At 67.3% G+C, this 26,153-nt stretch carries 19 protein-coding genes; 10 read left to right on the forward strand and 9 right to left on the reverse strand.

Features of this window, described 5'->3' with window-relative positions; genetic code table 11:
* Nucleotides 1–64 precede the first annotated feature (64 nt).
* Complete coding sequence (locus AB0280_RS06100) at nt 65–784, forward strand: FadR/GntR family transcriptional regulator (protein ID WP_307489207.1); 720 nt, start codon at nt 65–67, stop codon at nt 782–784.
* Here the strand turns inward: AB0280_RS06100 and AB0280_RS06105 are convergent.
* The gene (locus tag AB0280_RS06105) at nt 781–3,282 is read right to left on the reverse strand and encodes a beta-glucosidase family protein (RefSeq protein ID WP_366366442.1); all 2,502 of its coding nucleotides are present in this window, start codon (nt 3,280–3,282) and stop codon (nt 781–783) included. The two genes, AB0280_RS06100 and AB0280_RS06105, sit on opposite strands and share 4 nt — an antisense overlap.
* The gene (locus AB0280_RS06110) at nt 3,283–4,599 is read right to left on the reverse strand and encodes an MFS transporter (RefSeq protein ID WP_366366443.1); all 1,317 of its coding nucleotides are present in this window, start codon (nt 4,597–4,599) and stop codon (nt 3,283–3,285) included.
* A 109-nt stretch (nt 4,600–4,708) separates the two neighbouring features.
* On the opposite strand from AB0280_RS06110, the gene AB0280_RS06115 reads away from it, so the two are divergent.
* Complete coding sequence (locus tag AB0280_RS06115) at nt 4,709–5,299, forward strand: TetR/AcrR family transcriptional regulator (RefSeq protein WP_275182116.1); 591 nt, start codon at nt 4,709–4,711, stop codon at nt 5,297–5,299.
* Between the two features lie 3 nt (nt 5,300–5,302).
* Here AB0280_RS06115 and AB0280_RS06120 read toward each other — a convergent pair whose 3' ends face one another.
* A complete protein-coding gene (locus AB0280_RS06120) occupies nt 5,303–6,337 on the reverse strand; it encodes a LacI family DNA-binding transcriptional regulator (protein ID WP_159630757.1) in 1,035 nt (344 codons plus the stop codon).
* Nucleotides 6,338–6,692: 355 nt separating this feature from the next.
* On the opposite strand from AB0280_RS06120, the gene AB0280_RS06125 reads away from it, so the two are divergent.
* Genes AB0280_RS06125 through AB0280_RS06145 form a run of 5 tightly spaced genes read left to right on the forward strand, consistent with a single transcriptional unit; the run spans nt 6,693 to nt 12,610 of the window.
* The gene (locus tag AB0280_RS06125) at nt 6,693–8,150 is read left to right on the forward strand and encodes a Gfo/Idh/MocA family protein (RefSeq protein WP_159630759.1); all 1,458 of its coding nucleotides are present in this window, start codon (nt 6,693–6,695) and stop codon (nt 8,148–8,150) included.
* A gap of 9 nt (nt 8,151–8,159) precedes the next feature.
* Nucleotides 8,160–9,116, forward strand: coding sequence for an NAD-dependent epimerase/dehydratase family protein (locus tag AB0280_RS06130; RefSeq protein ID WP_224027006.1), 957 nt, complete (start codon nt 8,160–8,162; stop codon nt 9,114–9,116).
* Nucleotides 9,113–10,018 (forward strand): 5-dehydro-4-deoxyglucarate dehydratase, encoded by a 906-nt coding sequence (locus AB0280_RS06135; RefSeq protein WP_366366445.1) that lies wholly within the window; start codon nt 9,113–9,115, stop codon nt 10,016–10,018. The genes AB0280_RS06130 and AB0280_RS06135 overlap by 4 nt, the downstream gene beginning before the upstream one ends.
* On the forward strand, nt 10,018–11,121 hold the full coding sequence (locus AB0280_RS06140) for a mandelate racemase/muconate lactonizing enzyme family protein (RefSeq protein WP_366366447.1): 1,104 nt from the start codon (nt 10,018–10,020) through the stop codon (nt 11,119–11,121). The genes AB0280_RS06135 and AB0280_RS06140 overlap by 1 nt, the downstream gene beginning before the upstream one ends.
* Nucleotides 11,122–11,158: 37 nt before the next feature.
* Complete coding sequence (locus tag AB0280_RS06145; RefSeq protein WP_366366449.1) at nt 11,159–12,610, forward strand: aldehyde dehydrogenase (NADP(+)); 1,452 nt, start codon at nt 11,159–11,161, stop codon at nt 12,608–12,610.
* Nucleotides 12,611–12,692: 82 nt separating this feature from the next.
* Here AB0280_RS06145 and AB0280_RS06150 read toward each other — a convergent pair whose 3' ends face one another.
* Genes AB0280_RS06150 through AB0280_RS06165 form a run of 4 tightly spaced genes read right to left on the reverse strand, consistent with a single transcriptional unit; the run spans nt 12,693 to nt 18,349 of the window.
* Entirely contained in the window at nt 12,693–13,808 is a 1,116-nt protein-coding gene (locus tag AB0280_RS06150) for a M24 family metallopeptidase (protein WP_366366451.1), read from the reverse strand.
* The gene (locus AB0280_RS06155; protein ID WP_366366452.1) at nt 13,805–15,850 is read right to left on the reverse strand and encodes a DUF6807 family protein; all 2,046 of its coding nucleotides are present in this window, start codon (nt 15,848–15,850) and stop codon (nt 13,805–13,807) included. The genes AB0280_RS06150 and AB0280_RS06155 overlap by 4 nt, the downstream gene beginning before the upstream one ends.
* On the reverse strand, nt 15,847–16,998 hold the full coding sequence (locus tag AB0280_RS06160) for an acetylxylan esterase (protein WP_366366453.1): 1,152 nt from the start codon (nt 16,996–16,998) through the stop codon (nt 15,847–15,849). Before AB0280_RS06160 ends, AB0280_RS06155 begins: the two co-directional genes overlap by 4 nt.
* 55 nt (nt 16,999–17,053) lie before the next feature.
* Complete coding sequence (locus AB0280_RS06165) at nt 17,054–18,349, reverse strand: ABC transporter substrate-binding protein (RefSeq protein ID WP_307489188.1); 1,296 nt, start codon at nt 18,347–18,349, stop codon at nt 17,054–17,056.
* A gap of 337 nt (nt 18,350–18,686) precedes the next feature.
* Here AB0280_RS06165 and AB0280_RS06170 point away from each other — a divergent pair, with 337 nt between their 5' ends.
* From AB0280_RS06170 to AB0280_RS06180, 3 genes are all read left to right on the forward strand, one after another.
* Nucleotides 18,687–19,631 carry a carbohydrate ABC transporter permease gene (locus AB0280_RS06170; RefSeq protein ID WP_307489186.1) on the forward strand — a complete coding sequence of 315 codons (945 nt, stop codon included), beginning with the start codon at nt 18,687–18,689 and terminating at the stop codon, nt 19,629–19,631.
* A complete protein-coding gene (locus AB0280_RS06175; RefSeq protein WP_159630781.1) occupies nt 19,621–20,565 on the forward strand; it encodes a carbohydrate ABC transporter permease in 945 nt (314 codons plus the stop codon). Before AB0280_RS06170 ends, AB0280_RS06175 begins: the two co-directional genes overlap by 11 nt.
* Nucleotides 20,566–20,817: 252 nt before the next feature.
* Nucleotides 20,818–22,203 (forward strand): ABC transporter substrate-binding protein, encoded by a 1,386-nt coding sequence (locus AB0280_RS06180; RefSeq protein WP_366366455.1) that lies wholly within the window; start codon nt 20,818–20,820, stop codon nt 22,201–22,203.
* Between the two features lie 191 nt (nt 22,204–22,394).
* Here the strand turns inward: AB0280_RS06180 and AB0280_RS06185 are convergent, their stop codons facing one another.
* The gene (locus AB0280_RS06185; RefSeq protein ID WP_366366456.1) at nt 22,395–23,783 is read right to left on the reverse strand and encodes an HNH endonuclease; all 1,389 of its coding nucleotides are present in this window, start codon (nt 23,781–23,783) and stop codon (nt 22,395–22,397) included.
* Nucleotides 23,784–24,091: 308 nt separating this feature from the next.
* Nucleotides 24,092–26,107 carry a beta-galactosidase gene (locus AB0280_RS06190; protein ID WP_366366458.1) on the reverse strand — a complete coding sequence of 672 codons (2,016 nt, stop codon included), beginning with the start codon at nt 26,105–26,107 and terminating at the stop codon, nt 24,092–24,094.
* Nucleotides 26,108–26,153: the final 46 nt, after the last annotated feature.

Raw genomic sequence — 26,153 nt, forward strand, 5'->3', positions numbered from 1 at the left:
TCCTCCTATGGTCCAACCACACTCTAGGACATGTGGTCCAACCACATCAACTACTATTTTTGGTATGCGCACCCACCAGCTGGTTTTGCACTGGATCGAGGATCGGCTGTTAGCCGGCGACCTGGCCGTAGGCGGCAGGCTCCCGGCGGAGCGCGCGCTGGCAGAACAGCTCCAGGTCTCCCGGACCTCCGTGCGGGAGGCCATCCGGATTCTTGAAGCCATGGGCGTGGTGCGGTCCGGCGTTGGCTCCGGCCCGGATGCCGGGACAGTGGTGATCTCGGATCCGACCGCCGCCCTCGGCTCAGCCCTTCGGCTGCACGTGGCCACCCAGCACCTGCCCGTGGCGGACATTGTGGAGACCCGGGTCCTGCTGGAGTCGTGGGCTGCTGCGAGGGCCCGACGGGATGCGCCGCAGCTTGAGGATGCGGCCACGCTCCTGGCGGCGATGGACGCTCCGGAAGGCCTGCCCGTGGGCGAATTCCTGGCCCTCGATGTCCGGTTCCACCTGGCCCTGGCCAACGCCGCAGGCAACGCAGTGGTCAGCGCCATGATGGGCTCGCTCCGCGAATCCATCCAGGGGTACGCCGCGGAACTGACGGGCAACCTGCCGGACTGGAAGGCAACTGCCTCGCGCCTGCACGCCGAGCACCACGCCATCCTGGCTGCGGTCAGGAACGGCGACGGCGGCCAGGCGGCGGAGCTGGTGTCGGGCCATATCAAAGGGTTCTACAAAGAAGCCGGGCTGGGCAGGGATAACCCCGCCCAGCCCGGCACAGTGGGCTAGCGGACCTCGATCGCCAATTCCTGGAAGTCGTCCTCGGCATGACGGCCCACGAGGATCCGGAAGGTGCCGCGCTCAAACTGCCAGCCGCCGTCGTAATGCGCAAAGGAGCGGGCCGGAATCCGGACTTCCACACTCTCGGTGCCGCCCGGCGCCAGGTGGGTGCCCGCGTAGCCCGCCAGCCAGCGGACAGGCCGTTCCACAGCGGATACGGGCCGGTCCAGGTACACCTGCACTACTTCACGGCCGGACCGGCTGCCGGTGTTGCGGACAGGAACGTGGACGACGACGTCGGCGCCGGCCGGGACCGACTCCCGCGCATGCGGGGCGCCGAGCTCGAACGTGGTGTAGCCCAGGCCGTAGCCGAAGGGAAGGGCCGGTGCGGCACCGCCCGAAGCTTGCTGCTTGAGCCAGGCACGGTAGCCGACGTGGATGCCCTCGGAGTACACCACCTTGCCGTCCACCGGGGTGGTGTCCAGGACCGGGACGTCGGCCAGGGCCGCAGGCCAGGTGGTGGGAAGGCGGCCGCCCGGCTCTTCGACGCCCAGCAGGATGTCGGCGATGGCACGGCCGAATTCCTGGCCGCCAAACCAGCCGAGCAGGACGGCGCCCACCTTGTCCAGCCATGGCATGAGGACGGGCGAGCCGGAGTTCACCACCACCACGGTGCGCGGGTTCACCGCCGCCACCGCTTCCACCAGCTGGTTCTGCCGGCCTGGAAGGTCCAGGTCCTTGCGGTCAAAGCCCTCGGATTCGATGGCGGCACTGGTTCCCACCACCACCACCGCCACATCGGCGGTCCGGGCAGCCTCCACCGCGGCGTCGATCTCTGCCTGCGGGTCGTCCACCACCGTTTCCTCGCCCAGGAGGATGGCCGTGAAGGGGATGACCTGGTCCGCGGGGAGGTCGTATACGGCCTCAATGCGGACCGCGTCCCCGGCGGTGTCGGTGGTGACGGGGTGGACGGTCTTGGGCGGGTCGAAAAGGGCCGCGCCGAGCACGTCGGTGTCATCCTCGAGCCCGCCGTTGAACACCTCGTCACCGTTCAGGGACAGGCGGACCCGGCCGACGGTGCCGATGCCCAGGTGGTGGATGCCGGCCGTCGGCGCGGTCCACTCCGTTTCCATCCGGATGGCCGCTGCGCCCTCGGGGATGCCGACGCCAAACCAGATCAGGTGCGACGCCAGCCGGTCCTCACCCGAGATGACGGTCCCGTCGCCGGCCAGGAAGGTCACCCGCAAGCCGGGCACGCCGGATACGGGGTTGTGCAGCGAGGTGCGGGGGAAGGGCTGCAGGCCTTCCGCCACCTTGGCGCCGCGGGCGTAACTGACGCGGACGCCTTCGGGCAGCGCCGCGCGCAGGCCTTCAAGCGGTGAGATGTTCTGCTTGGGCATGACTGTGGCGCTGCCGCCGCCCTGGGTGCGGGCCTCCTCCGCGTTGTGGCCGCTGATGGCGACGCTCGCCAGCGCCTGCGGATCCAGCGGCAGCAGGCTGTCCTTGTTGCGCACCAGCACAGCGCCGCGCACGGCCACTTCGCGGGCGACGGCGGCGGCATTCAGGGGTGCCGGCAGTTCCGTGACGGAGGGGGAGACGCCCTCGAGGGAGCCGACGCGGGCGGCGAGCCGCAGGATACGGACCACCTTTTCAAGGATCGCGCACCTGCTCACGCGGCCATCGTTCACGGCGGCCAGCAGCTTGGGTCCCCAGTGGCCCACCGGCCCGGGCATCTCCAGATCCTGGTTGGCGTTGGCGGCCTCCACCGATCGGACACCGGTCCAGTCGGACACGACGACGCCGTCGAAGCCCCATTCGGTGGACAGTGGCGTCTTCAGCAGGTCGTTTTCGCTGGCGGTGGTGCCGTTGATGGAGTTGTAGGAGCTCATCACCAGCCAGGCGCGGGCCTCGGTGATGGCGTCCTCGAAGGCTGCAAGGTAGAGCTCGCGAAGGGGGCGCTCGTCCACCACTGAGTTGGACGTGAAACGCTCGGTTTCGGCCTCGTTGGCAATGTAGTGCTTGGGTGTTGCCCCTACGCCCATGGACTGGACGCCGGCAACGTACCCTGCCGCCATGGTGGCGGTCAGGCGGGGGTCCTCGCTCATGCACTCGAAGTGGCGGCCGCCCAGCGGGGACCGGTGCAGGTTGATGGTGGGGCCCAGGACTGCGTGGACGCCCTTGCGGCGAGCCTCCTGGCCCAGGGCCTGGCCGTAGCGGCGGGCGGTCTCCACGCTCCAGGTGGCGGACAGGGCAGACGACGATGGCAGGGAAACGGAGTCGTGCCGCTCGTCGAAGTCTTCCCCGCGGACACCTGCCGGGCCGTCGGACATGACCACGCGGGAGAGGCCGATGGAGGTCAGGGAGTGGGTTGCCCAGACGTCAGCGCCGGTCAGCAGCTGGATCTGTTCTTCGAGGGTGAGGCTCTTGGCCAGGTCAAGGAGGCGCGCTTCGGCATCCGGTGAACCGGCGGCGGGAGCAGTGACGGCGGGGGAGAGCGTGGGATTCATTTACTTGACTCCTTTGATGCGGGTGACGAGGACGGCGCCGATGATGCCGACGACGGCTCCGCCGATGAAGAGGGCGGGGTAGCCGCCAAGGGTGATGACGGGGAAGGCGATGGCCGGTACCAGGGACTGGGGCAGGGCCTGGGCGATGTTGAAGACGCCGAAGGTCTTGGCGTTCTCGCTTTGGCTCCCGGGCAGGACGTCCGCGATGAGGGCCACATCGACCGCCCCGAAGCAGCCGAGGCCCAGGCCGGCCAGGGCCTGTCCCACCAGGACCTGGTCCGTGGTGCTGCTGGTGGCAATGACAATCAGGCCAGCCATCATGATGATGGCGGAGGCGATGACCATGGCTTTGCGTTTGCCGATCCGGTCGCTGAGCCAGCCGCCGGCGATGCTGGTGACCACGGTTCCGGCCGAGCTGACCAAGGTGGCCTGGAAGACCAGGGCCGGGACTGCGGTTTCTGCCACGTGCAGGTGGTCGGCGAAGAAGTAGGGCAGGTAGAGCAGTCCGGCGCAGTAGCCGACGTACACCAGGAACTTGGTGAACCAGGCCCAGCCGAGGCCGGGGTAGGTGCGGGGGTTGAAGTAGAAGGAGCCGGCAATTTCCTTCAGGTTCAGCGGGGCCGGCTTTTCCGTCAGTACACGGTCCTTGAAGGTGAACGCGAAGATGAGCGTCACGGCGGTCCCTACGACGCCGGGGACCACCGCCATCTGGAAAGCGTTGTCGAACAGTTGGGCGAAGTACGCGGCGGCGACCAGGCCCACCGGCAGGGTCATCCCGATCAGTCCTGAGAGGCGGCCGCGTTCGGCGGGTGCCGTCTGGTCGGGGAGGGTTGCCACCAAGGCGGACAATGCAGCGTTGAAGCTGAGCTGGGCGATCACCCAGGCAACCAGCACACCGGTTACGTTGGTGGCGGAGCCCAGGAGGACCAGCGACCCCAGTCCAATCAGGGACCCGCCCACGATCCACGGCTTGCGCATGCCGAAGCGGGATGTTGTGCGGTCACTTAACCGGCCGAAGAAGGGGTTGGCCAGGAGCGCAATGAGGGCTCCGACGCCGGCCACCAGGCTGAGCGCACCTGCACGCGTTTCCGGTGTGGTGATTTCTGAAACTTTGATGGCCAGCACCACCAGGGCCGGAGCGAGAACGGCCATCCAAAGCCCGGCGCTGGCAATGGGCATGCCGATCACGTAGGCGCGGGGTGTCCGGGTGGGCGCTCCGGAGGGAGCGGCTGAAACAGTGCTGGACGGTGAAATGCTGCTTGAAGGGATTCCGGCAGGCAACCCTGCTGAATCCCCGGTGATGGTCTTGACGGCCACGGTGCCTCCTGACAAAAAGTGGCCCTCCATTGGGCCCTGCGAAAGATGGTACCGGTAAAAACCGAGTCTGACTAGGTTTTGTCGATTCCACGTGAAATACACTGGCCTGATGCCTTCATCAAAGCCGCGCGGCCAGTACGCCAAGGGAGCGGAACGCCGCGAACAGATCATCCAAACGGCTACGGACGTTTTCGCGACTGAAGGTTTTGAAGGCACGGCGCTGAAGCGCGTGGCAGAGCTGGTGGGGGTCAGGGAAGCCACCCTTTTCCACTACTTCCGGGGCAAGCAGGAACTGCTGACGGCGGTCCTGGCCGAGCGGGACCGCCGCAGCCTCGCGGCAATGGGCGCCGAGGAGGCAGGGTTGGCGCTGATGGTGCGCTCCGCGGAGCGGAACCGCCGTGAGCCCGGGCTTACCACGCTGTATGCCGTGGCGTCAGCCACTGCCAATGACCCGGGGCACGATTCGCACGCCTATTTCAAGGAGCGCTACGCCGAGGTGGTTGACGTGCTGGCGGCAGACATTGAACGCCGCCAGTCTGCCGGGGTGGCGCGCTCGGACCTGCCCGCCGGCGACCTGGCCAAGCTGGTGGTGGCAGTCTCCGACGGCCTGCAGCTGCAGTGGCTCTACGACAAGGACGTGGACGTGGCGGACGGGCTGCGCGAGTTCATTGATGTGCTCCTGAAGCCGCCGGCTGCCTAGGTGTCAGCCGTGGACCGTGCTGCGCGGCGCCTTTGCCGGTCCCGTGCTGGCCCGGACTTCCAGGCGCGGCTGGTAGCGGCCGCCGGGGGTGTCGTTCCCTTCCTTGCGGATCAGCGCCCGGAGCTGGTGCCATGCCTGCTCGCCCAGCTCGGTGATGGGGACGGCGCCGGTGGTGAGCGCCGGCGTCGTATATCTGGCAAAGGGGATGTCATCGAAGCCCGTCACCGAGATGTCGCCGGGGACGTCCAGGCCCCGCTCATGGAGGCCGCTCATCAGGCCCATGGCCACCAGGTCATTGAAGGCCAGGATTCCGGTGGCCCCGCTGGCCAGGACGGCATCCACGGCCCCATGTCCGGTGTCGAAGTCCGATCCGCCCTCCAGCATGGTGACGTCCACTTCGGGGTGGGCTGCCTTGAATGTCTCCAGGCCTTTGAGCCGCATCTCGTTGGAGGCGCTGCGGGGCGGGCCGGCCAGGAAGGCCAGGCGGGTGTGGCCGAGTTCCACCAGGTGTTCGGCGATGTCCTGGACGCCCTGGCCGTAGTCCACCACCAGGCTGGGGACTCCCGGCGCCGTGGTGGTGCGGTTGATCAGCACCAGCGGGTGGAGTGAGGGTGCAATCTCCTCGAGTTCCGCGTCAGTCATGCGCGGGGCGCAGAGGACCAGCCCGTCGCAGCGCCGCCGCGCTTCACCCGCCAGGATGGATTCCTCACTGGACACTTCAAACGAGTCTGCAATGAGGACCCGGTAGCCGTCCTGCGCAGCGGCCCGGCTCAGGCCGCGGAGGATCGCCTGGAACGTGGGGTTGGCCAGGTCCGGGACCACGATGCCGATGGTGTCCGTCTTGCCCAGCGCCAGGCTGCGGCCCACCGGGTTGGGCTGGTACTTCAGCTCTGCGGCTGCCGCCCGGACCCTGGCCGCGATGTCCGGGTCCACGGTGAAGTTGCCGTTCATGACACGCGAAACGGTGGCGTGGGAGACTCCCGCCTTGACGGCGACATCCGCGATGCCGATCCGGCCGCTTGCCGATTTCCTGGCCATAGGGAACCCTTCGTTTGCGCCGTCGGCCGGCGCCCCCCGGGACTGCTTGGCGTCCAGGGGCCCCGGCCTTCATGGCAGGTGCTTTGGAAGACAGCATATACGGGAGTGGGAAACCGATTTCTATCCTTTTCCCAGCCGTTTTCCCGGCGGCGGTGCCGGTGCTGCATGCGGAAGGTCAGGAAACCGCTTTCTTCCTTTTCTGGAAGTGGTTGACGGATCCGCCGACAGGTTGATAAAACTCTTATAGAGCAATGAGAAAACGCTTTCTCAGCCCTCCGCCACGGTGCAGCACAGTACCGCTGCCGGAACACCGCCGCCCCACCGCGGGACATGAGCTTTTTCGAAAGGGACCCCAATGGTCAACACAGCCGAGACCACGTCGGCCGCAGCTGCTTCAGAGACCGGCAGAGCCGCCGGCGCTGAGACCGCTGCCGCTGCAGGCACCGCCGCCCGGAAGGGCGGGAAAGCCCGGATTGCCCTGATCGGCACCGGCGGCCGTTCCGAGATGTACATCCGTGCCATCTACGGCAAGCACGCGGACACCGCCGAGCTGGTGGCTTTCTCGGACGTGAACCCCGGACGCGTGGAGTTCTACCAGAAGCTCATCCAGGAACTGGGCGCGCCCGGACCGGTGGCGTCGTTCGACCCTGCCCAGCTCACCGGTTTCGTCCAGGCGAACAACATCGACCGCATCATCGTCACCACGCCGGACTACACGCACGCCGACTACATCGTGGAAGGGCTCCGGGCCGGTGCGGACGTCGTCGTCGAAAAGCCCCTGACCATTGACGCCGAAAGCTGCCGCCGCATCGTCCACGCCGTCCACGAGACCGGCCGCAACGTGGTGGTCACCTTCAACTACCGCTACTCGCCACGCAACAGCGCGCTGAAGGAAATCATCCAAAGCGGCGTGATCGGCAAGGTCACCTCCGTCGACTTCAGCTGGGTCCTGGACACCGTGCACGGCGCGGACTACTTCCGCCGCTGGCACCGCGAAAAGAAGAACTCCGGCGGCCTCCTCATCCACAAGGCCTCCCACCACTTCGACCTGGTCAACTGGTGGATCGACGACGTGCCGGAGCGGGTCTTCGCCTCTGGTGGGCTGAAGTTCTATGGCGACAAGAACGCTGCCGAGCGCGGGCTTGGACCCCGCCCCGAACGCGGAACGCCCGACGCCGATGCCCCGACTGCGGATAAGGACCCCTTTGCGCTGGACCTGAGGGAAGATGAACGGCTCAAAGCGCTGTTCCTGGACAACGAGCACTACGACGGCTACCGCCGCGACCAGGATGTCTTCACCGGTGGCATCACCATCGAGGACAACCTGGCACTGGTGGTGGAATACCAGGGCGGACCGCGGCTGAGCTACTCCCTGAATGCCCACAGCCCCTGGGAGGGCTACCGGGTCGCGGTCAACGGAACCGAGGGCCGCGCCGAGCTTGAAGTGGTGGAACGTGCCGCCGTCCGGCACAGCACCGACCAGAAGACCGTGGTGGACCCGAGCGCAACGCCGGTTGAGGAAGAGGACGCAGTCCGCCGCAACGGCGAGCGCCTGGTGGTCCAACGCCACTGGGACGCTGCCTATGAGGTGCCCATCATCAACGGCGAGGGCGGCCACGGCGGCGGCGACGAACTGCTGCTTTCCGACCTCTTCAACGGTCCGGGCGAAGACCCGCTGGGCCGCCCCTCCGGCTACCTGGACGGGCTGCGCTCTGTGTCTGTGGGCATCGCCGGGAACCGGTCCCTGGAGACGTCGCTGCCCGTACGGGTCGAGGACCTGGACCTCGGCGTCGATCTCCGCCGCGGGAAGTAGGGGAAGACCATGAGGATTTTTGTCACCGGCGGCTCCGGCCGCCTGGGCCGCAGCGTGGTGGCCGGGCTGGCCCAGGCCGGCCACCACGTCATCTCGGTGGACCGCGAGGCCGTGCCCGCGGAACTGCTGCCGCCCGGCGTCGTGCAGGAAACCGCCGACCTTCTTGCCCCTGGTGAGGCGTTGCGGCTGATAGGGGCGTCAAGGCCCGACGCCGTCATCCACCTTGCGGCGATCGCCGTACCGTTCAGTGCGCCCGAGGACGTCATCTTCGCCACCAACACCCGGCTCGCCTTCGCCGTCATCAGTGCGGCGACGGAGCTGGGCGTCCCCAAGGTGGTGACGGCCAGCAGCCCCACCGTCCTTGGTTACGGCTGCCCGGCCGGCTGGCTGCCGCCGTCGTTCCCGCTGGACGAGCGCACGCCGCCAAAGCCCTGGAACGCCTACGCGCTGTCCAAGCACATTGCCGAACAAACCGTGCAGATGTTCGCCGCCGCCCAGGGGGAGAAGATCCGCTATGCAGCGTTCCGGCCCTGCTTTGTGATCTCGCCGGAAGAATGGGAAGGCGCCCCGACGCAGCAGGGGCACACCCTCGCCGAACGCCTCGCCGACCCCGCCCTCTCCGCGCCGGCCCTGTTCAACTATGTGGATGCGCGGGACGTTGCGGACTTCCTGGACGTGCTGCTGCAGAAGATGGAAGACATTCCCAACGGGGAAACCTTCTTCGTGGGGGCAGCTGACGCGCTCGCAACGGCGCCACTCGCGGAGCTGATGCCCGCATTCCTCCCGGGAAGCGACGCGCTGAGCTCCGGCCTGACCGGCACCAGCCCCGCATTTTCCATAGCCAAGGCCCGGGAGCTGCTGGGCTGGCAGCCCAGGCGCAGCTGGCGCACCGAACTGAAGCCCACCCTCAACGACGAGGCCACCGCCCTGGTTACCGCCGGCGGCGGAGGCAAGGAGACACCATGAAATTCGACGGCGTACTGTTCTTCCCTGTCACCCCGTTCACGGCCGAAGGCGCCGTTGACGTGGAACTGCTCAAGGAACACATCGGCTCCCGGCTTCCCTTCGGACCCGGCGGCGTGTTCCCCGCCTGCGGCACCGGCGAATTCCATGCCCTCAGCATCGACGAGGTCCGCACCGTGGTGGCGGCTGCCGTGGAGGTTGTCGCCGGAAAAGTCCCCGTGGTGGCCGGTGCCGGCGGGCCCTTGGGCCACGCCCTCGCCGCCGCCCGCGCCGCCGAGGAGGCCGGCGCCGACGCCCTCCTGGTACTTCCGCCCTACCTGGTGACCGGACCCACCGAGGGGCTGGTGGCGTACATCGAGGCCGTGGCGGATGCCAGCAGCCTGCCGGTCATCGTCTACCACCGCGGCAACGCCAGGTTCACCGCCGCGTCCATGGCCAAGCTCGCTGCCAATCCGAAGGTCATCGGCTTCAAGGATGGCCTGGGAGATGTGGGCCTGGCCCAGGAGATCGTGTCCGCTGTCAGGGCCTCCGGCCGGGAAGACTTCGCATTCTTCAACGGCCTGCTCACCGCCGAGCTGACGCAGGGCGCTTACCGCGGGCTGGGCATCCCGCTGTACTCCTCGGCCGCGTTTGCCATGGCCCCGGAAATCGCCAAGGCCTACTACGACGCCTACGTCTCCGGGGACGAGGACCGGCGCAACGCCTTGCTCGAGGGCTTTTACGCACCCCTGGTACGCCTCCGCGACCAGACGCCCGGGTTCGGCGTTTCCCTGATCAAGGCCGGCCTGCGGCTGGGTGGACTTCCCGTCGGGTCCGTCCGGCCGCCGCTGGTGGATCCCAGCGCGGAGCAGTTGGTGGAGCTCAAGGCCATCCTCGCCAGGGGCTACGAGCTGGCCGGCCGCTGATGAGCGCACCGGCGGCGGAAACCGTCCGCACCGTTCCCCGTATCACCGGACTGTCCACCAGGCTCCTCACCGTTCCGCTGCGCCGCAGCTGGGGTGTGGAGGCGCCGGAGAACCACGTCATCGCCACCGAGCTTCACACGGACGACGGCGGCACGGGCTTTGGCTTCTCCTGGACACCTACCATCGGTCCCCAGGCAGTCAAGGCACTGCTGGACTGCGACATCGCACCTTTTGTCACCGGCCTTCCGGCTGCGCCGGAGCCGGTGTGGGACGCGCTGTGGAAGCGGCTGCACGAGGCCGGTGGCGGGGGACTCACCACCATCGCGATGGCGGGCGTGGACCTGGCCCTCTGGGATGCGCAGGCGCGCAGTGCCGGCACCTCGGTGACTGGCTTCATCGGCCAGCGGCAGGACTCGGTGGAGGTGTACGGCTCCGGGGTGAACCTGCACTACACGCTGGAGGAGCTCGTGGCACAGACCGAACGCTGGGTCGCCGCAGGCCACCGAGCCGTGAAAATCAAGGTGGGCAAGCCGGACCTCCGCGAGGACGCAGAACGGGTTGCCGCCGTCCGCACCGTGCTGGGCCCGGACCGCCGGCTCATGATCGATGCGAACCAGCGGTGGGACCTGCCCACCACCCTCCGCGCCTTGGACGTCCTCGCCGGGCACGGGCTGGACTGGCTGGAGGAACCCCTCCGCGCGGACGACCTCTGGGCCTACCGGAGGCTCCGGAAACACTCGCCGGTGCCCATAGCCCTGGGCGAAAACCTGCACACCATCTACCGGTTCCGCGATTTCATTGAGGCGGAGGCGGTGGACATCATCCAGCCCAACATCATCAGGGTGGGTGGCATCACCCCGTTCCGGCGGATCGTGGAGCTGGCACGGACCCACAGCATCAAGGTCATGCCGCACCTGCTGCCGGAACTGTCCGGGCAGCTGGCCCTGACCCTGGCGGAGCCCACCATGGTGGAGGACGTCGAGGAGGCATCCTTCGAGCAGCTTGGCCTCCTGGCCGGCCCGTCACCGGTCCGGTTCAGTAACAGCAGGCTGGCGACGGCGGACCGGCAGGGGCTGGGACTCCGCTTCCGGGACGCGCTGTGACCACTATTTTCCGTACGACGACGAACAGGTACCTGACGTGACAACTGCAACCCTTTCCCTGTCCGAGCTCACCGCTGCCGCCACGGAAGCGGCCAGGACCTCCGCCGCGGCGACCGACGCCGAACGCGCCGGCTGGCTGAACGCGGTAGCGGACGCCCTGGATGCCAACGCCGCCGAGCTGGTGGACATTGCGGACGCCGAGACCAGCCTGGGGGTGCCGCGCCTTACGGGGGAGGTGGCCCGGACCACGGGGCAGCTGCGCCTGTTCGCCCGCGTGATCACCGAGGGCTCCTACCTGGAGGCCATCATCGACCACGCGGATCCGTCAGCCACCCCGCCAAAGCCGGACCTCCGCCGGATCCTCAAGCCCATCGGCCCCGTTGCCGTCTTCTCTGCGTCGAACTTCCCGTTCGCCTTCTCCGTGGCCGGCGGAGACACCGCCTCAGCCCTCGCCGTCGGCTGCCCCGTGATCGTCAAGGCGCACTCCGGGCACCTGCGCCTGTCGGAACGCACCGCTGACATCGTCGCTGACGCGCTTCGCGGCGCCGGTGCACCCGAGGGCCTGTTCGCGCTGGTCAGCGGCCGCGAGGTGGGCACAGCCCTGGTCCAGGACCCTGCCATCAAGGCCGTGGGCTTCACCGGCTCCATCCCCGGCGGCCGTGCCCTGTTCGACCTTGCCACCTCACGCCCCGACCCCATCCCGTTCTACGGGGAACTGGGCAGCCTGAACCCCGTGGTCATCACCGCGGCAGCCCTGCAGGCCCGCTCCTCCGAACTTGCCGCGGGGCTGGCTGGCTCCTTCACCCTGGGCGCGGGCCAGTTCTGCACCAAGCCGGGCGTCGTGTTCATCCCTGCCGGGACGGGGTTCGCAGCACACGTTGCGGAGGCGAGCAAGGATAAGCCGGCCCACGGCATGCTCACCAGCCGCATCGCCGGGGCCTACCCGGACGGCCTGCGCAGCTTTGCGTCGGTGGACGGCGTGGACGTGGTGGGCGGCACCGTGGACCAGGATGCTGCGGCCAACGGTGCGGCGCCGGTGGTCTTCTCCACCACTGCCGCAAAGGTGCTGGAACGCCCGGAGCAGCTCCTGGAGGAGTGCTTCGGCCCCACCACCATGCTGATCGAGTATGCGGACCAGGAGGAACTGTCCGCCGTCCTGGCCAAGGTGCCGGGCAGCCTGACCGCCACCCTCCATGCCCAGCCCGGCGAGGAGATCGGTGCGCTGGTGGAGCAGCTGTCCGGACTCGCCGGACGTGTCCTGTTCGAAGGCTGGCCCACCGGGGTCGCCGTCAACTGGGCCCAGCAGCACGGCGGACCATACCCGGCCACCACCTCGCAGTTCACGTCCGTGGGCGCCACGGCGGTCCGCAGGTTCCAGCGCCCGGTGGCCTACCAGGACGCCCCGGAAGAAGTGCTGCACCCGGCTCTGCGGGAGGCCAACCCGCTGCGCGTCCCGCGCCGCGTGGACGGCGAACTGCAGCTTCCCTAGCCCTAGGAACCCGTAAGCCCAACCACCAACGGAAAACCCCGGGACCTCGGTCCCGGGGTTTTCTGTGTGCCTGGCGGCCTGCCTACAGCTGCAGGGTGAGGGGCCGGTCCAGGCCGTTCACCGTGGCTGCCGGCCAGCGTGGGTCCACGGTGAGGACGTGAAGCCCGGACTCCGTGAGCTGCACGGTGTCCTCGATCTTGACGCCGGGCCCGGACGGGTTCCAGGTGAAGGCCTGGTCCAGCACCACGGTGTCGGAGACATCTGTGGTGACCCGGGGGTCGCGTCCTGCATAACCGGCAGGACCACCCTGGTGGTGTTGCTCCCACTGGTCCGCCCCGAAACCGTGCCGCACGTAGGCGGACTGGATCTCTCCAAAGATCCTGTCCAGCCGCGCCCCCGGAACCGTGGCGTCGAAAATGTCCGCTTCCACTGCGGCGATGCGGGCCTCGGCGTCGCGCTCTTCCGGGGTGCCGGCGTCGAACCTTACCCAGCGGGTGATGTTGGCAACCAGGCCGTCCCGGCGGGCACACACGACCGCCATGGCGCGCCGGCCGAGGGGTGCGTGCGTCGGCAGCGGATGCCGGAAGCCACTGCGGGAACTGCCGTTGCACAGCAGCACCAGCGGTTCGGCGCCGGCCGCCACCACGCGGGCGGCCAGCGCCGAGGCCAGGCCGAATTCCGTGGTGTCCGGACGGGCGGCGGACAGGACGTCCGTCATGATGCCGGCCAGCTCGGCGCCAAGCAGCGAGTACCGTGCACTCTCCGCCGGGAGGAGCTGCTGGCGGGCCGCCCGCAGCTGCGCAGCGACATCGCCTTCGCCCAGGGGTGGGCGGGAACCGGCGCCAAGAGCGGCGGCGGCCTGGAGGAGGTTGGCGTGCCAGGGAACGGTGTGCAGGTTGACCCCCAGCGGGAGCTCCTCTGCGGCGATGCGGCCGGCTTCGTTGTTGAACGTCACCAGGTGGTCGCCGTCGCGGTCCACCAGCACGGCGGCGATCGGATCGCCGGCCAGACTGATGTGGACCCGGCTGCCGTCCAGGTACCAGGTCAAAGCGGTATTGGTGGTGAGGAGCAGCGAGTCGCGCCCGGCAGCGTCCAGGATGTCCACCACCCGTTGGCGCTTGACGGTGCGGTCCGCCGGTGACCCGGGAGCCAGCCGTGCCTCCTGCGGGGGAGCGGCTGCGGTTGTTGTCTGGGTCATGACGGGTCCCCCTGGTGGTTGATCAGTGCTTCGATGTCGGCTGTGGCCAGGTTGCCGTCGGCCACAAAAACGGTGACGCTCCGCCGGACCGGCTCGCCTGGTTGGGCGATGACGGGCGCCTCCCATGCCAGCGACTGGCCTACGCCCGGGTAGCCCTCCACGCGGACGAACCACGGATCCGTGCAGCTTTCCGGGGCCACGAACACCAGGGTGGCCGGGCCGCCGTCGAACGTTCCCGACCACGCGAGCCAGCGCGTGACGCTGCCGTGGGTCTCCGCCTCGCCACTGCCATCGGGCGTCCAGACCGTGGCGGCGTCGCAGGCCGGCAGGCGCCAGAAGAAGCCGCCGTAGCCGCCTTCAAAGCGGCCATTGGAGCCCGGGCTGCCCAGGCTGACAGGCGTACTGCCGGCAGGGGACAGCGCGAAGTCGAGGGACAGGCGCCACGTGGAGGGCGCGACGCCGGACCACGCCCAGGAGCGTTCCTCCAGGAGGATCGGGGCGCCGTCCGGGCCGTTCCAGCTCAGGGTTTCCTGGAGCGCGCCCCCGTGCCCGCCGGCCGCATCGGTCTGCTGTACGGCCGTGGCGCTGATGGTGCCGTGGTCCGGGCGCCAGACGTACGCTCCGGCCTCCCGGGTATAGGTGCGGCCGCCCCAGAAGTTCACGCCGTCCACGTCCTGCAGGGCCACGCCGGCACCAAGGTGCCATACGTGGTCCAGCGGCTGGTGGTCCGTCACCACGGTGCCGCCCAGGGTCCTGACGGGGTGCAGGTAGGGCCGCGGGGAGGAGACCGCGCGGATGTGGCTGCCGTCCTGGCAGTCCGCCACCGGCCGTCCGTCCACGGTCAGCGTGCGGACGGGCGGAATGGCCCGCGCCCACGGGACACCGAGCTCGGCGAACGTTGCCTGCGCTTTGACGGACCGTCCGATGAGGTCGCTGATGCCGTGGACCACCGGATGGGCGTCGTCGCCCGCGCCTTCCCAGGAAATGGATCCGGGGTCGATCGGGGCGGGCGCGGGGGAGGTGCGGATGGCTTCGAGGACCGCGGTAAAGGCGCCGTTGTCCTGCAGCGCGGACAGGAGCGGCGCCCCGGTGGCGCGGGCGTCCAGCAGGTTCTCCAGGAGGTCGGTGCGGCCATATGTCTCGCGGCGTTCGCCATCGGCAGTGGTGATGACCACCTCGTCTTTTGTGTAGGAAAGCGTGATGTCTCCCAGGGTTCCGTGGACGGTCACGGTGGGATCCTGCTGTTCCGGGGCGCAGAGGGTCAGGGCGCACAGCACCGTGGCTCCGTTGGCCGTGCGGATGCGGAGTACGGACGTGTCGTCGCTTTCGGTCCCGTGGGCCCGGTACAGGTCTGTTTCTACGGAGGCCACATCTGCAAGGGTGCGGGCGCCGGCGACGTGGAGTGCAGTGGCAACGGCGTGGGCCAGCGCATTTGTTGCCACGCCGTCCACCACATCGGTGCCGTCCAGGGTGCGCTTCCCGGCCCAGCGCGAGCGCTTGAAATACGCCTTGGTCCGCAGCCACTGGCCGGTGGCGCTGATGCCCAGGACGGTGCCGACATCCCGGGCAGCCACCATCTCCGTGATGGCAGGCAACGCGTGGGACCCCAGGCTCTGGAAGCCAACCTGGACCAGCCGCCCATTTTTCCGGGCAGCGGCAAGGACCTCTTCAAACTGTGCCAGGGAGGCCACAGGCGGCTTCTCGACGTAGACGTCCATCCCGGCTTCCAGCGCGGTTACCGCCAGCGGGGCATGGGTCTGGATGGGCGTGGCAATGATGACGACGTCGACCCCCGGCCGGGCGGCCAGCAGTCCATCCAAGTCGGGGAACACAGCCACCGGGGCGGCGAGGGTGCCGGCTTGCGGCGGGTTGGGATCGGCGACGGCCACCAGTTCCAGGGCGCCGGCCTGTTCGAGCCGGGACAGGTTGGCAAGGTGGCGCTCGCCGAAGCCGTGCACGCCCACCAGGGCTACCCGCGGGACGGCTGGGGAAGCGGCCTGCTGCTGCGGCTGGTCCGCGGCGGCGGAGTGCTGTGTGGTCATAACGGTCCTTGGGATGTGTTGTAGGTGGGCCGGAGGGCCAGGGTGTGGGCCAGGAATTCGAGTGCTTCGTCCTGCATGGGCCCAGTGAAGATATGCCCCCCGGGCCAAAGGGCGCCTGTGTACTTGTCCGTACCGGCGTGCAGGGATTCCATCAGGTGGTGCGCCTGGCGCATCCCGTCCTCCGGGAAGAGCTCATCCGCTAGAGCGTATTGCACCAGGAACTGGGCGGCCGCTGACCGGCCGGTAAGCTCCGGCCAATCGCCCAGCCTCCACAGCCCGGGGGTCTGCAGCAGCCACGAGTGCGCATCCAGGTAGGCGGGGAGGAGGGACTCGAAGGTGGTCATCATGCAGGTCACCACTGCGGCCCGGATTCGGGGACTGAGGGCTGCCAGGGCCAGCGACCGGCCACCTCCGCCCGAGAACCCGATGCAGCCCAGGTTCTCCGGGTCGACCCCGGGCAGGGCTGCCAGGATTTCCAGGGCTGCGAGGTCGTCGTACGCCACCATGCCGGCCAGGCTGGTGCCCAGCAGGCCTGCGGCCTTGGCCACGGTGTCCTCGTGGAAGCCGGCGGCGGCATTGTATTGGTCCGCGTCGGTGGGTACGACGCCGTCCTCCCGCCACTGCGCCTGCCTCGCCGCCGCTGCGGCGGCGGTCCGCCACGGCGGCGTTGAGAGGTCGAATTTGCGGCTGCCCCAGGCGAAGGTGTCGTGGGCCAGCACTGCGAAACCGCGGCGGGCGATCTCCGTGGCCAGGGCCCGCCCGTCATAGAGCCCGGCACGGGCGGCGGCCGCCGACGGGTGGCTTTCCGGGAGGTCCACCAGCCGGTCCGCGCCGCCGAACTTGTTGCCGCCATGGCAGTGGAGAGCCAGGACGCCCGGCAGGGGACCGGGACCTCCAGCCGGCCGCACCAGCCAGCCCGTAGTCCGTGGCCCGAAACCCAACTGCCAGCTGAGCTGGGAGGTGGTGGCGCCGTCGTACGTTTCCTCCCAGTGCACCGTGACTTCCGGCAGTGCGCCCGCGCCCGGTACGCCCAGCGCGTCCGAAAGCTCCTGTGCCGCGACGGTTGGGGCCTGATGGCGCGGGTTGTTTCTTACGTAGGCCGGCCAGTCGTTATAGCCCGCGATGGCGCTGGGCCGTGCTGGAGTCATGTGGCCGGCTCCTTTCGGTGATGGTCCTGCCTGCTGCCGCCGTGGGGCGCTGCGGTCAGGAGAGGTTCTGGTTTACCTCGGAGATCATGCCCTTGGCCGCGTCGCGCGGAGAGATCTTCCCGAAGAGTACATCCGTGTTGTAACGGTTCAAAACTTCCATGGTTGCCGATGATCCCGCCGGGAACGGCTTGGGGGCCTGGACTTTGAGGGCGGCAATGCGGTCCAGGTAGGCGGCTTCCTTTTGCTGGGTTTCCTTCAGCAGGGGAGTGATGCCGGCCTTGAGTTCGGTGTTGGCGGGCATGCCGCGGTCACTCTTGATTTTTGAAGCGGCGTCCATGTTGTTGACCAGGTAGTTGATGAAGAGGGCCGCTTCCTTGGGCTGTGCGGACTTGGATGAGATGGCGTATTCCATGGAGGACCGGAGCCACGCGCCGGACTGCTTGCTTTCGCCGGGCAGCTTGGCCATGACCAGGGGCGCCCCGGAATAGGACGTCATCTGGTTGCTCCAGGAGATCTTCATGCCCTGTTTTCCCTGTCCCATCAGGGTCATCTCGGGCTGCGCGGACCCGTCCTCCACCGTCTGTGATGCGGAAGGGGCGCCGCCGGTATCCATCAGCTTCTTGTTGAGCTCGAACCAGCGGGTCAGGGTGTCCTCGCTGATGCCCATTTTCTTCCCGTCGTCGGTGTAGAGGTCCTCGCCGTTTTGGCGGGCCCAGACCGCAAGGAAGGAGTCGTTGGCCATGGGGGTGGTGCCAAACGTGCCGGCAGGGGATTTACTGGTGATCTCGGCGGCGATCTGCGCGTAGTCGTCCCAGGTCCACTTTTCGTCATCCGGCATGGGGACGCCTGCCGCTTCAAACACCTTGGGGTCCAGGACCATCGACATGGAATTGACGCCTGCGGTGATGGTGTACTGCTTGCCATCGATTTTGCCCAGGTCCACGGTGCCTTCCGCGAACTTCGACGTGTCGATCTGGTCCTTGACCTTGTCCAGGTTCAGCAGGACGCCGCGGCTGGCGTACTCACTGGGGTAAGCGCCGCTCATGGCAATGACATCGGGCGTTGTTCCACCTGCGATCTGGGTGGCCATCTTGTCCCAGTAGGAGCTGTATTCGGTGTTTTCGCCCTGGACCTTGATGGTGGGGTTGGCGGCTTCGAAGGCTTTGATGACCTCCATCGTGGTTTTGGCCCTGGAGTCATTGCCCCACCAGGCGAACCGGATGGTGACGGGATCTTCCGCCGTCCCCACCTTTCCCGCCTGGGGACTATTGCCGCAGCCGGTCAGGACAATGGCCAGGGCGGCAATGGCCCCGGTTACTCCGACGGCGGATTTTCTGAGACCAAACTTCATTGTTGTGCCCCTCGGCTTCTCATTTAGGGTGGAGTGATGCGTCCAGCAGAAAACGGTTTCTCAAAAACTAACAAAGGGCTATACAGGAGTCAAGAAAGCGTTTACTTTGGTACGGAGCCGCATTTTCGGAGGCACCCGCGGCGCCGGAATCCCGCAGCCTTTTACGGCAGCAGTTGACCGTGCCGGTGGTGCCGCACACCCCATCGCCTGGCGATGACCGCAACGTGGAAGCCACGATGACCAAAGGAGACCACATGGCCGCAAAACACATCCCCAGGACGCACCGTCCGGCCCTGGTGCCGGACGCAATGTGCCTGTCTCGGACGGAGCAGCTTCGGTGAGCGCCATTAGTGAGCTCAGCTCCATCACCCGGCGGAAAGGCAAAGTTACCGCCGAGGAGAAGAAGGCCAACAGGCGGGACAACAAGGCCGCCTACATCTTTCTGCTGCCATGGCTGGTGGGCCTAGTGGCCATCACCATCGGCCCGATGCTGATGTCGCTGTACTTGTCCTTCACGGACTACAACCTGCTCCAGCCGCCGGAATGGACCGGGCTGGACAACTTCACCCGCATGCTCAGTGACGCCCGGCTGCACAACTCGCTGCGGGTCACCTTCACCTATGTCTTCGTCGGCGTCCCCCTGCAGCTCGCCGTTGCACTGCTCATAGCCCTCGTGCTGGACAAGGGCCTCCGCGGCCTCCCGTTCTACCGTTCGGTGTTCTACTTGCCGTCCCTCCTGGGCGGATCCGTTGCCGTGGCCATCCTGTGGAAGCAGATCTTTGGCACCACGGGCCTGGTCAACCAGGTGCTGGCCATGTTCGGGATCCAGGGTCCGGGTTGGATCTCGGATCCCAGCACCGCTTTGGGATCGATCATCCTGCTGCACGTCTGGACCTTCGGCGCACCCATGATCATCTTCCTGGCAGGCCTGCGGCAGATTCCCGCCATGTACTACGAGGCCGCCAAGGTGGATGGCGCCAGCACGCTCCAGCAGTTCTGGCGGATCACCATGCCGATGCTGAGCCCGATCATCTTCTTCAACCTGGTGCTGCAGATCATCGGGTCCTTCCAGTCCTTCACGCAGGCGTTCATCGTCTCCGGCGGCAATGGCGGGCCCTCAGACTCCACCATGTTCTTCACCCTGTATCTGTACCAAAAGGGCTTCGGCCAGTTCGACATGGGCTACGCGTCCGCCATGGCGTGGGTGCTGCTGCTCATCATCGGCGTCTTTACCGCCATCAACTTCATCGCTTCTAAGTATTGGGTTTTCTATGACGACTAACCTGGAGACGCTGCCCGCCGCGGACAAGAAGACCGCGGGTGCCGGCAAGCCTAACAACCGCAAGCCGCGGGTCCGCGAGTCCCGGGGAACCCTGGCCTTCAGCCGGGCCCAGCGGGGCAAATCCCTCATGAAGCACGGCATCCTGATCCTGGCCGGCGCGCTGATGATCTATCCACTCCTGTGGATGGTGGTGTCATCGCTGCGGCCGAACGAGATGATCTTCCGGGAGCCGGGCCTCTGGCTCAACAGCCTGGAAATGAGCAACTACACGTCCGGCTGGTCGGCCCTGACCCACCCCTTTGGCCACTACATGCTGAACTCGGCCATCGTGGTGATCGGCTCCATCCTGGGAAACCTCGTTTCCTGTTCCATGGCCGCCTACGCTTTTGCCCGGCTCCAGTTCACGGGAAAGAAACTGTTCTTTGGCATCATGCTTCTCACCATCATGCTGCCGTTCCACGTGGTAATCGTCCCGCAGTACATCCTGTTCTCGCAGATTGGCTGGGTGAACACCTTCTGGCCCCTGCTGGTGCCCAAGCTGCTGGCCACGGACGCATTCTTCGTCTTCCTCATGGTCCAGTTCATCCGTGGTATTCCACGGGAGCTTGACGAGGCAGCCCGCATCGACGGTGCCGGCCATCCGCGCATCTTTCTGCGGGTCATCCTGCCGCTGATGGTGCCGGCGCTGGCCACCACCACCATCTTCACCTTCATCTGGACCTGGAACGACTTCTTTGGTGCCCTGATCTACCTCACGGATCCGGACATGTTCACCGTTCCGGTGGCCCTCCGGGCTTTCGTGGATTCCCAGTCGGCCACGAGTTGGGGTTCCTTGTTTGCCATGTCCATCGTCTCGCTGCTGCCGGTCTTCCTGGTGTTCCTTTTTGGCCAGCGGTTCCTCATCAAGGGCATCGCGACTACGGGCATCAAGTAAAACTCAAAGACAATCCCGGTCTGAACGGCCCGCCCTGGTGGCGGGCCGTTTGCCGTTGGGCAAGACATTCCCGGCACCGGCCACGACGCATCTTGTATTACAAGTGTTGAACTTGTAGTATCTGTACCAGAAAGCGCTTTCAGGGACCTTCGTACAGCCGGGAGGCTGCTGTCCCGCCGCCGAGTTTTGCCCCTCAACCACACAGCTGAGACCCACCACCCGCACCTGGATCAACGAAGATCGGAGTACACAGTGCCGCTTTTTCCCCGTCCTGCATCTGCTGCCAAGCAAACAGCAGGGGCACCCGCTTCAGGCCCTGACCCCCAACGCCGCGGTGCCCAAACCCGCAGTGTCCGGACCCGCAAGGCCGGCGCGGTTGCCGCCGTCGCCGCCGTTATGGCCCTCAGTGCCTGCGGTGGAGGAGCCGCACCGCAGAGTGCGGACGGCACCGTCGAGCTCCGCTTCTCGTGGTGGGGCGGTGATAAGCGCGCGCAGCTCACGCAGGAAGCAATCAAGCAGTTCGAGGCCGAAAACCCCAAGATCAAGATCAAGCCGGAGTTTGGGGACTGGAGCGGCTACTGGGACAAACTGGCCACGCAGGTGGCGGCCAACGATGCCCCCGACATTATCCAGATGGACGAAAAGTACATCACGGAATACTCAAGCCGGGGTGCCCTTCTGGACCTGTCCAAGTACGACATCGACACGTCCAAGCTGGATGAGGCAGCACTGAACGCAGGCAAGGGCGAAAAAGGCCTGACCGGCATCGCCGCCGGCATCAATGCCGCAACCATCCTGGCCAACCCCGCCGTCTTCCAGGCTGCCGGAGTCCCACTTCCGGACGACACCAAGTGGACGTGGGAAGACTTTGGCCGCATCGCCGCCGAGATCACTGCAAAGTCGCCCAAGGGAACCTATGGCGCGGCGGCCTACGGAACGGACGAGGCTTCCCTGGGAGTCTGGCTCCGGCAGGACGGCAAGTCACTGTATACGTCCGACGGCAAGCTGGGCTTCGAGCCGGGCGACATCGCCGAGTGGTGGGCCTTCCTGAAGAAGCTCAGCAAGGACAAGGCAGTGCCATCCGCATCCGAGGTGGTGGAGGCCGAGGCTGCACCGCTCGACCAGAGCGGACTGGCAACAGGCAAGAACGGCATGGCCTTCTGGTGGTCCAACCAGGCTCCGGCCCTCGAAAAGGCGAGCGGCGGGGACTTGAAGATCCTGCGGTTCCCCACCAAGACCGGATCATCCGCGGACACCGAGCTTTGGTACAAGGCCTCACAGTTCTGGTCAGCATCATCGCGCACCAAGCACCCGCAGGAAACCGCCAAGTTCATCAACTTCCTCACCAACAACGTCAAGGCCGGCGAGGCTCTGCTTGCAGACCGCGGCGTCTACCCCAACTCCGAGGTCCGGGCAGCCATCCAGCCGAAACTGACCCCCGCCGACGTCAAGGTGGTCAACTTCATCGACCAGATCAAGGACGAACTCGGCGAGGCGCCGGCGCCGCCGCCGAAGGGTGCGGGCGCCATCCAGGAAATCATCAAGCGCTACACCTCCGAAGTCCTCTTTGAACGGCTGTCCCCGGAGGATGCGGGCAAGAAGGCGACCGATGAAATGAAGTCCGCCATCAGCAGCTAGTCCCCACCCCGCCGACACGGCTCCGGACCGTCTGTATGGTGCCTCCTCATCACAGACGTCCGACGGCGGGTGGCAGCTCTGCCCCGGAAGAAACCCATGGTTCCTTCCGGGGTGGAGCTGTTTAAAGCGCAGTTGTCAGGCTGCCCGGGCGGGGTGGTGGAATTGAGCAGCCGCGTTCCATGGCGCAGCTTTTATGGGGCGGCGCGTTCCCTTCGCCTGGTCCGAAGCTCGTTATGTCGTCGTTCCGGTTCAGCCGGACGCCGGACCGGTTTGGAGGGCAGGACCCGCCCCAGGACCTGGACGGAGAGGGTTCGTGCCGGAGGGCAGGGTGGGGAGGACTCCCCGTGCAGAAGCTGTTCCTTGAGCCGCTTACCCATGCCGGTCCCGGGCAGTGGTGGTGCGGTGGAGTGGTAGATGTGGCCGGTTGGGGTGCAGGTCGCTACCGTGTGCCGCGGGCCGGGGACGGTTTGTGCGGTCCATCCTGGTGTTTCTTTGGTGTGGTTGCAGGCTTCGCAGAGGCCCTGCCCGTTACGGGTGCTTGTAGGGCCGCCGTCGTGCCAGGCGGCGATGTGGTCGTGGTGGCGGATGGGGGCGTCGCAGTAGGGGGTCCGGCAGGTGTCATCCCGGACCTGGAGGAAGCGCTTCAACCCCGCCGGGAAGAGCCGGGCTGTGGAGTCCATCGCCACCAACTCGCAGGTGCCGGGAGCGGTATAGAGCCGGCGCACCCACAGCTTCAGTTCCTCCGCACCCGCCGGCCCAGCCGCCGGGGCCGTGGCCACGGGGGATCCGCCAGTGAGGGCGATGGTTCGTGCCTGTTCGGCGGGGATGGTGCCGTAGCCGGGCAGCCGTGCGGGTTCGGCGCCGGCCTGCAGGAGGGTGTGGTCGGTCATGACGAGCTGGATCTGGACCCCGTTGATCCCGCCGGGGGTGCCGGTGACGCGTTGGACGAGGGTGTCTGCCATGACCTGGCCCCGGGACCGGTGATCCCCGTTCGAGCGGGCGGTGTCGGCGTCCCGGCATAACGCGGCGTAGGCGGCGACGCCCTGGGCGGCGGGGAGCAGGGCGGTCAGGTAGGTCATGGTGTCCGGGGCCGGGCGCAGGCTCACGCACCGTTCGCCCATGGCCCGGCTGGCGCGCTTCGTGACCGAGGCGGGGTCCCGCCGGTACGCGGCGGCGCGGACCGCGGCGATGATGGCCCTGTCGCCCAGGCCGTTCAGGGCGCCGGTGTCGGCGGCGAGTTCCTCATCCACCCCCGCCCGGTCCGGGGACGACAGGCAGATGGTGTCTTTCACGATCAGCGTGGCCCGCCACTCGCTCAACAGCCCGGTCCGGAACGCCTGGAACGTGTGCGGCATGCCGGTGAGGGTTTTGGCCAGGCCGAGCAACCGGGAACCCCGGGCGGGGGACTCACGCCGGGCCAACGCGATCTGCGCCGCGACCCCGGCGCCCTGCTCGTCGGCCGGGACCCCGGCCTCGGCCTGCTCCCGCCGCTGGGACAAATCAAAAGCGACAGCGGCATCAGCCTGCCGGGCACCCGCCAAGGACTTCAGATCCTCCAGCCCACGAATCTGATCAATCATGCCCGCGCCATCCGCAGGGACCGGGACCCGGGCGAGCAGGTTCAGGACATCACCAATGGAAGGCACGGCGGCCGGGTATGGCGTGGCACCAACACCGGAAGGTCTGGCGCACCGCACCCCCTGTTGTACTGCCGCCGCCTCCACAACCGCTTCCATAACCAAAGTCTTCCACCAGGGTGTGACAATCCCAGCCACCCAAAGCCCCTATGTGGAAAACGTGGCCACTGTCCGCCCGGGACCCGCACAAAGACGCAGACGGCGCCACCCAAAGGAGGGTGCCGCCGTCGAACGTCCCGGAACGCGTGTGCCTAGCTCTCCTCCACCACCGCAACACCCCCGGCCGGAACGGTCCCCGCAAACGGCTCACCCGTCAGCAGGTCGGTGCCCGTGGCGGAAACCGAGGCAGCCGAATGCGTGTGGTTGATCGCGAACAGGAAGCTTTGTCCGTCGGCGGCCATCCGGCGGACCAGCTCCACCCCGGGATCGGCGTCGGCAACCGGCGTGACGCCCGACTCGGCGAGCAGCCGGTCAAGGACGGCCTCGATGCCCTCGGGATCGGGGAAGGTGGCCAGGTACCAGGCCGCCCCGGAACCCACGGCCCGGCGGGTAAGGGAAGGGACTCCTTCCAGCGGGTACCCGGTAAAGGTCTGCACCGCTTCCGCGCCGGCCAGATGGACATGCTCGCTCCACACCGAGGAAACCGTCCCGTCGCTGAGCTTAAGCTGTGACCCGGCAAGCAGCGGGTGGAACTCCTCCACGCGCACCCCCAAAAGGTTGCGGAACGCCCCGGGGTAGCCGCCCAGCCGCACGTGGTCCTGCATGTCCACGATCCCGCTGAAGTAGCTCACCAGCACCGTGGCCCCGGCTGCGGCGGCCGCAGCGATGTTGGCGGCGTTCCGATCCGAAACCGCATACAGCGTGCACACCAGCACCAGGTCATACCCATCCAGCGACGCGGACGGGTGCACCATGTCCACGGAGATCCCGCGGAGGAACAGGGCGCGGTGGAACGCCCGCAGCAGGTCCAGGTACTTCACGTCGATACTGGGCTTCGAATCGATCTCGCTGGCCCACCACGCCTCATAGTCAAAAACAATGGCGGCCCGGGCCTGCACCCGCGAACCGCGCACCGGTTCCAGCCGCTTCAGCGCGGCGCCCAGCTCCACCACCTCGCGCCACACCCGCGTGTCCCGTCCGCCGTGCGGCACCATCGCGGAATGGAACTTTTCCGAGCCGGCGAAGCTTTGGCGCCACTGGAAGAACATGACGGCGTCGGCGCCGCGGGCCACGTGCGCCAGGGAGTTGCGCAGCATCTCACCGGGCATTTTGGGCTGGTTGCGCGGCTGCCAGTTCACGGCCGACGTCGAATGTTCCATCAGGATCCATGGGTCACCGCCCGCAATGCCGCGGGTCAGGTCCGCGCTGAACGCGAGTTCCACGTGCCGTTCGGGGTCAGCGGCCACCAGATAGTGGTCATTGGCGATGACGTCCAGGTCCTTGGCCCAGTCGAAGTAGTCCATGGACTTGGTGGCGCTGGAGGCCATTAGGTTGGTGGTGCAGGGGATGTCCGGCGTCACTTCGCGCAGCACCGTCACGAGGTCCCGGTAGTAGTCCATCAGGGCCCAGGAGCTGAACCGCTGGAAGTCCAGCTGCTGGCCCGGGTTGAGCGTGGACGGGGCGACAGACGGCGGCAGGATTTCGTCAAAGGAACCGTAGTTCTGGGACCAGAACGCCGTGCCCCAGGAGGCATTGAGCGCATCGATGTTCCCGTACCGGCGCTCCAGCCAGGCACGGAAGGCCGCGGCGTCCTCCTCCCCGTGGAACTCTGAGACGTGGCAGCCCAGTTCGTTGTCCACGTGCCACAGGGCCAGCGCGGGGTGGTCATTGTACCGTTCGGCCAGGACGCGCGTGATGCCCGCGGCGTAGCGCCGGTACACGGACGACGACGGCGTGTAGTGCCGCCGCGAGCCCGGTCCCAGCACGGTCCCGTCAGCCGTGACCGGCAGGATCTCCGGGTGCTTGCGGACCAGCCAGGCAGGGGGAGCGGCCGTGGCGGTGGCCAGTGCCACCTTCACGCCGATCCCTGCGAGGTTGTCCATCACGTCGTCCAGCCACCCGAAGTCATACTGCCCCTCGGCCGGTTCCAGCAGCGCCCACGAGAAGATCCCCACGCTGAGGAAGTTCACGCCAGCTTCCCGCATGAGGTCCAGATCTTCCAGGCGGATGCTCACCGGCCACTGCTCAGGGTTGTAATCACCTCCGAAGGCCAGGCCCTCAACCCTGTTCCAAACGCTCGAAGGGGAGCTGGTTTCCTGCTGTGTCATGTGACTCCTTGTCTGCTCGCAAGGCGGAACGGGGGTATTGGCCAGA

The sequence above is a fragment of the Pseudarthrobacter sp. 902506025 genome (genome assembly GCF_040702325.1).
Lineage (GTDB): Bacteria > Actinomycetota > Actinomycetes > Actinomycetales > Micrococcaceae > Arthrobacter.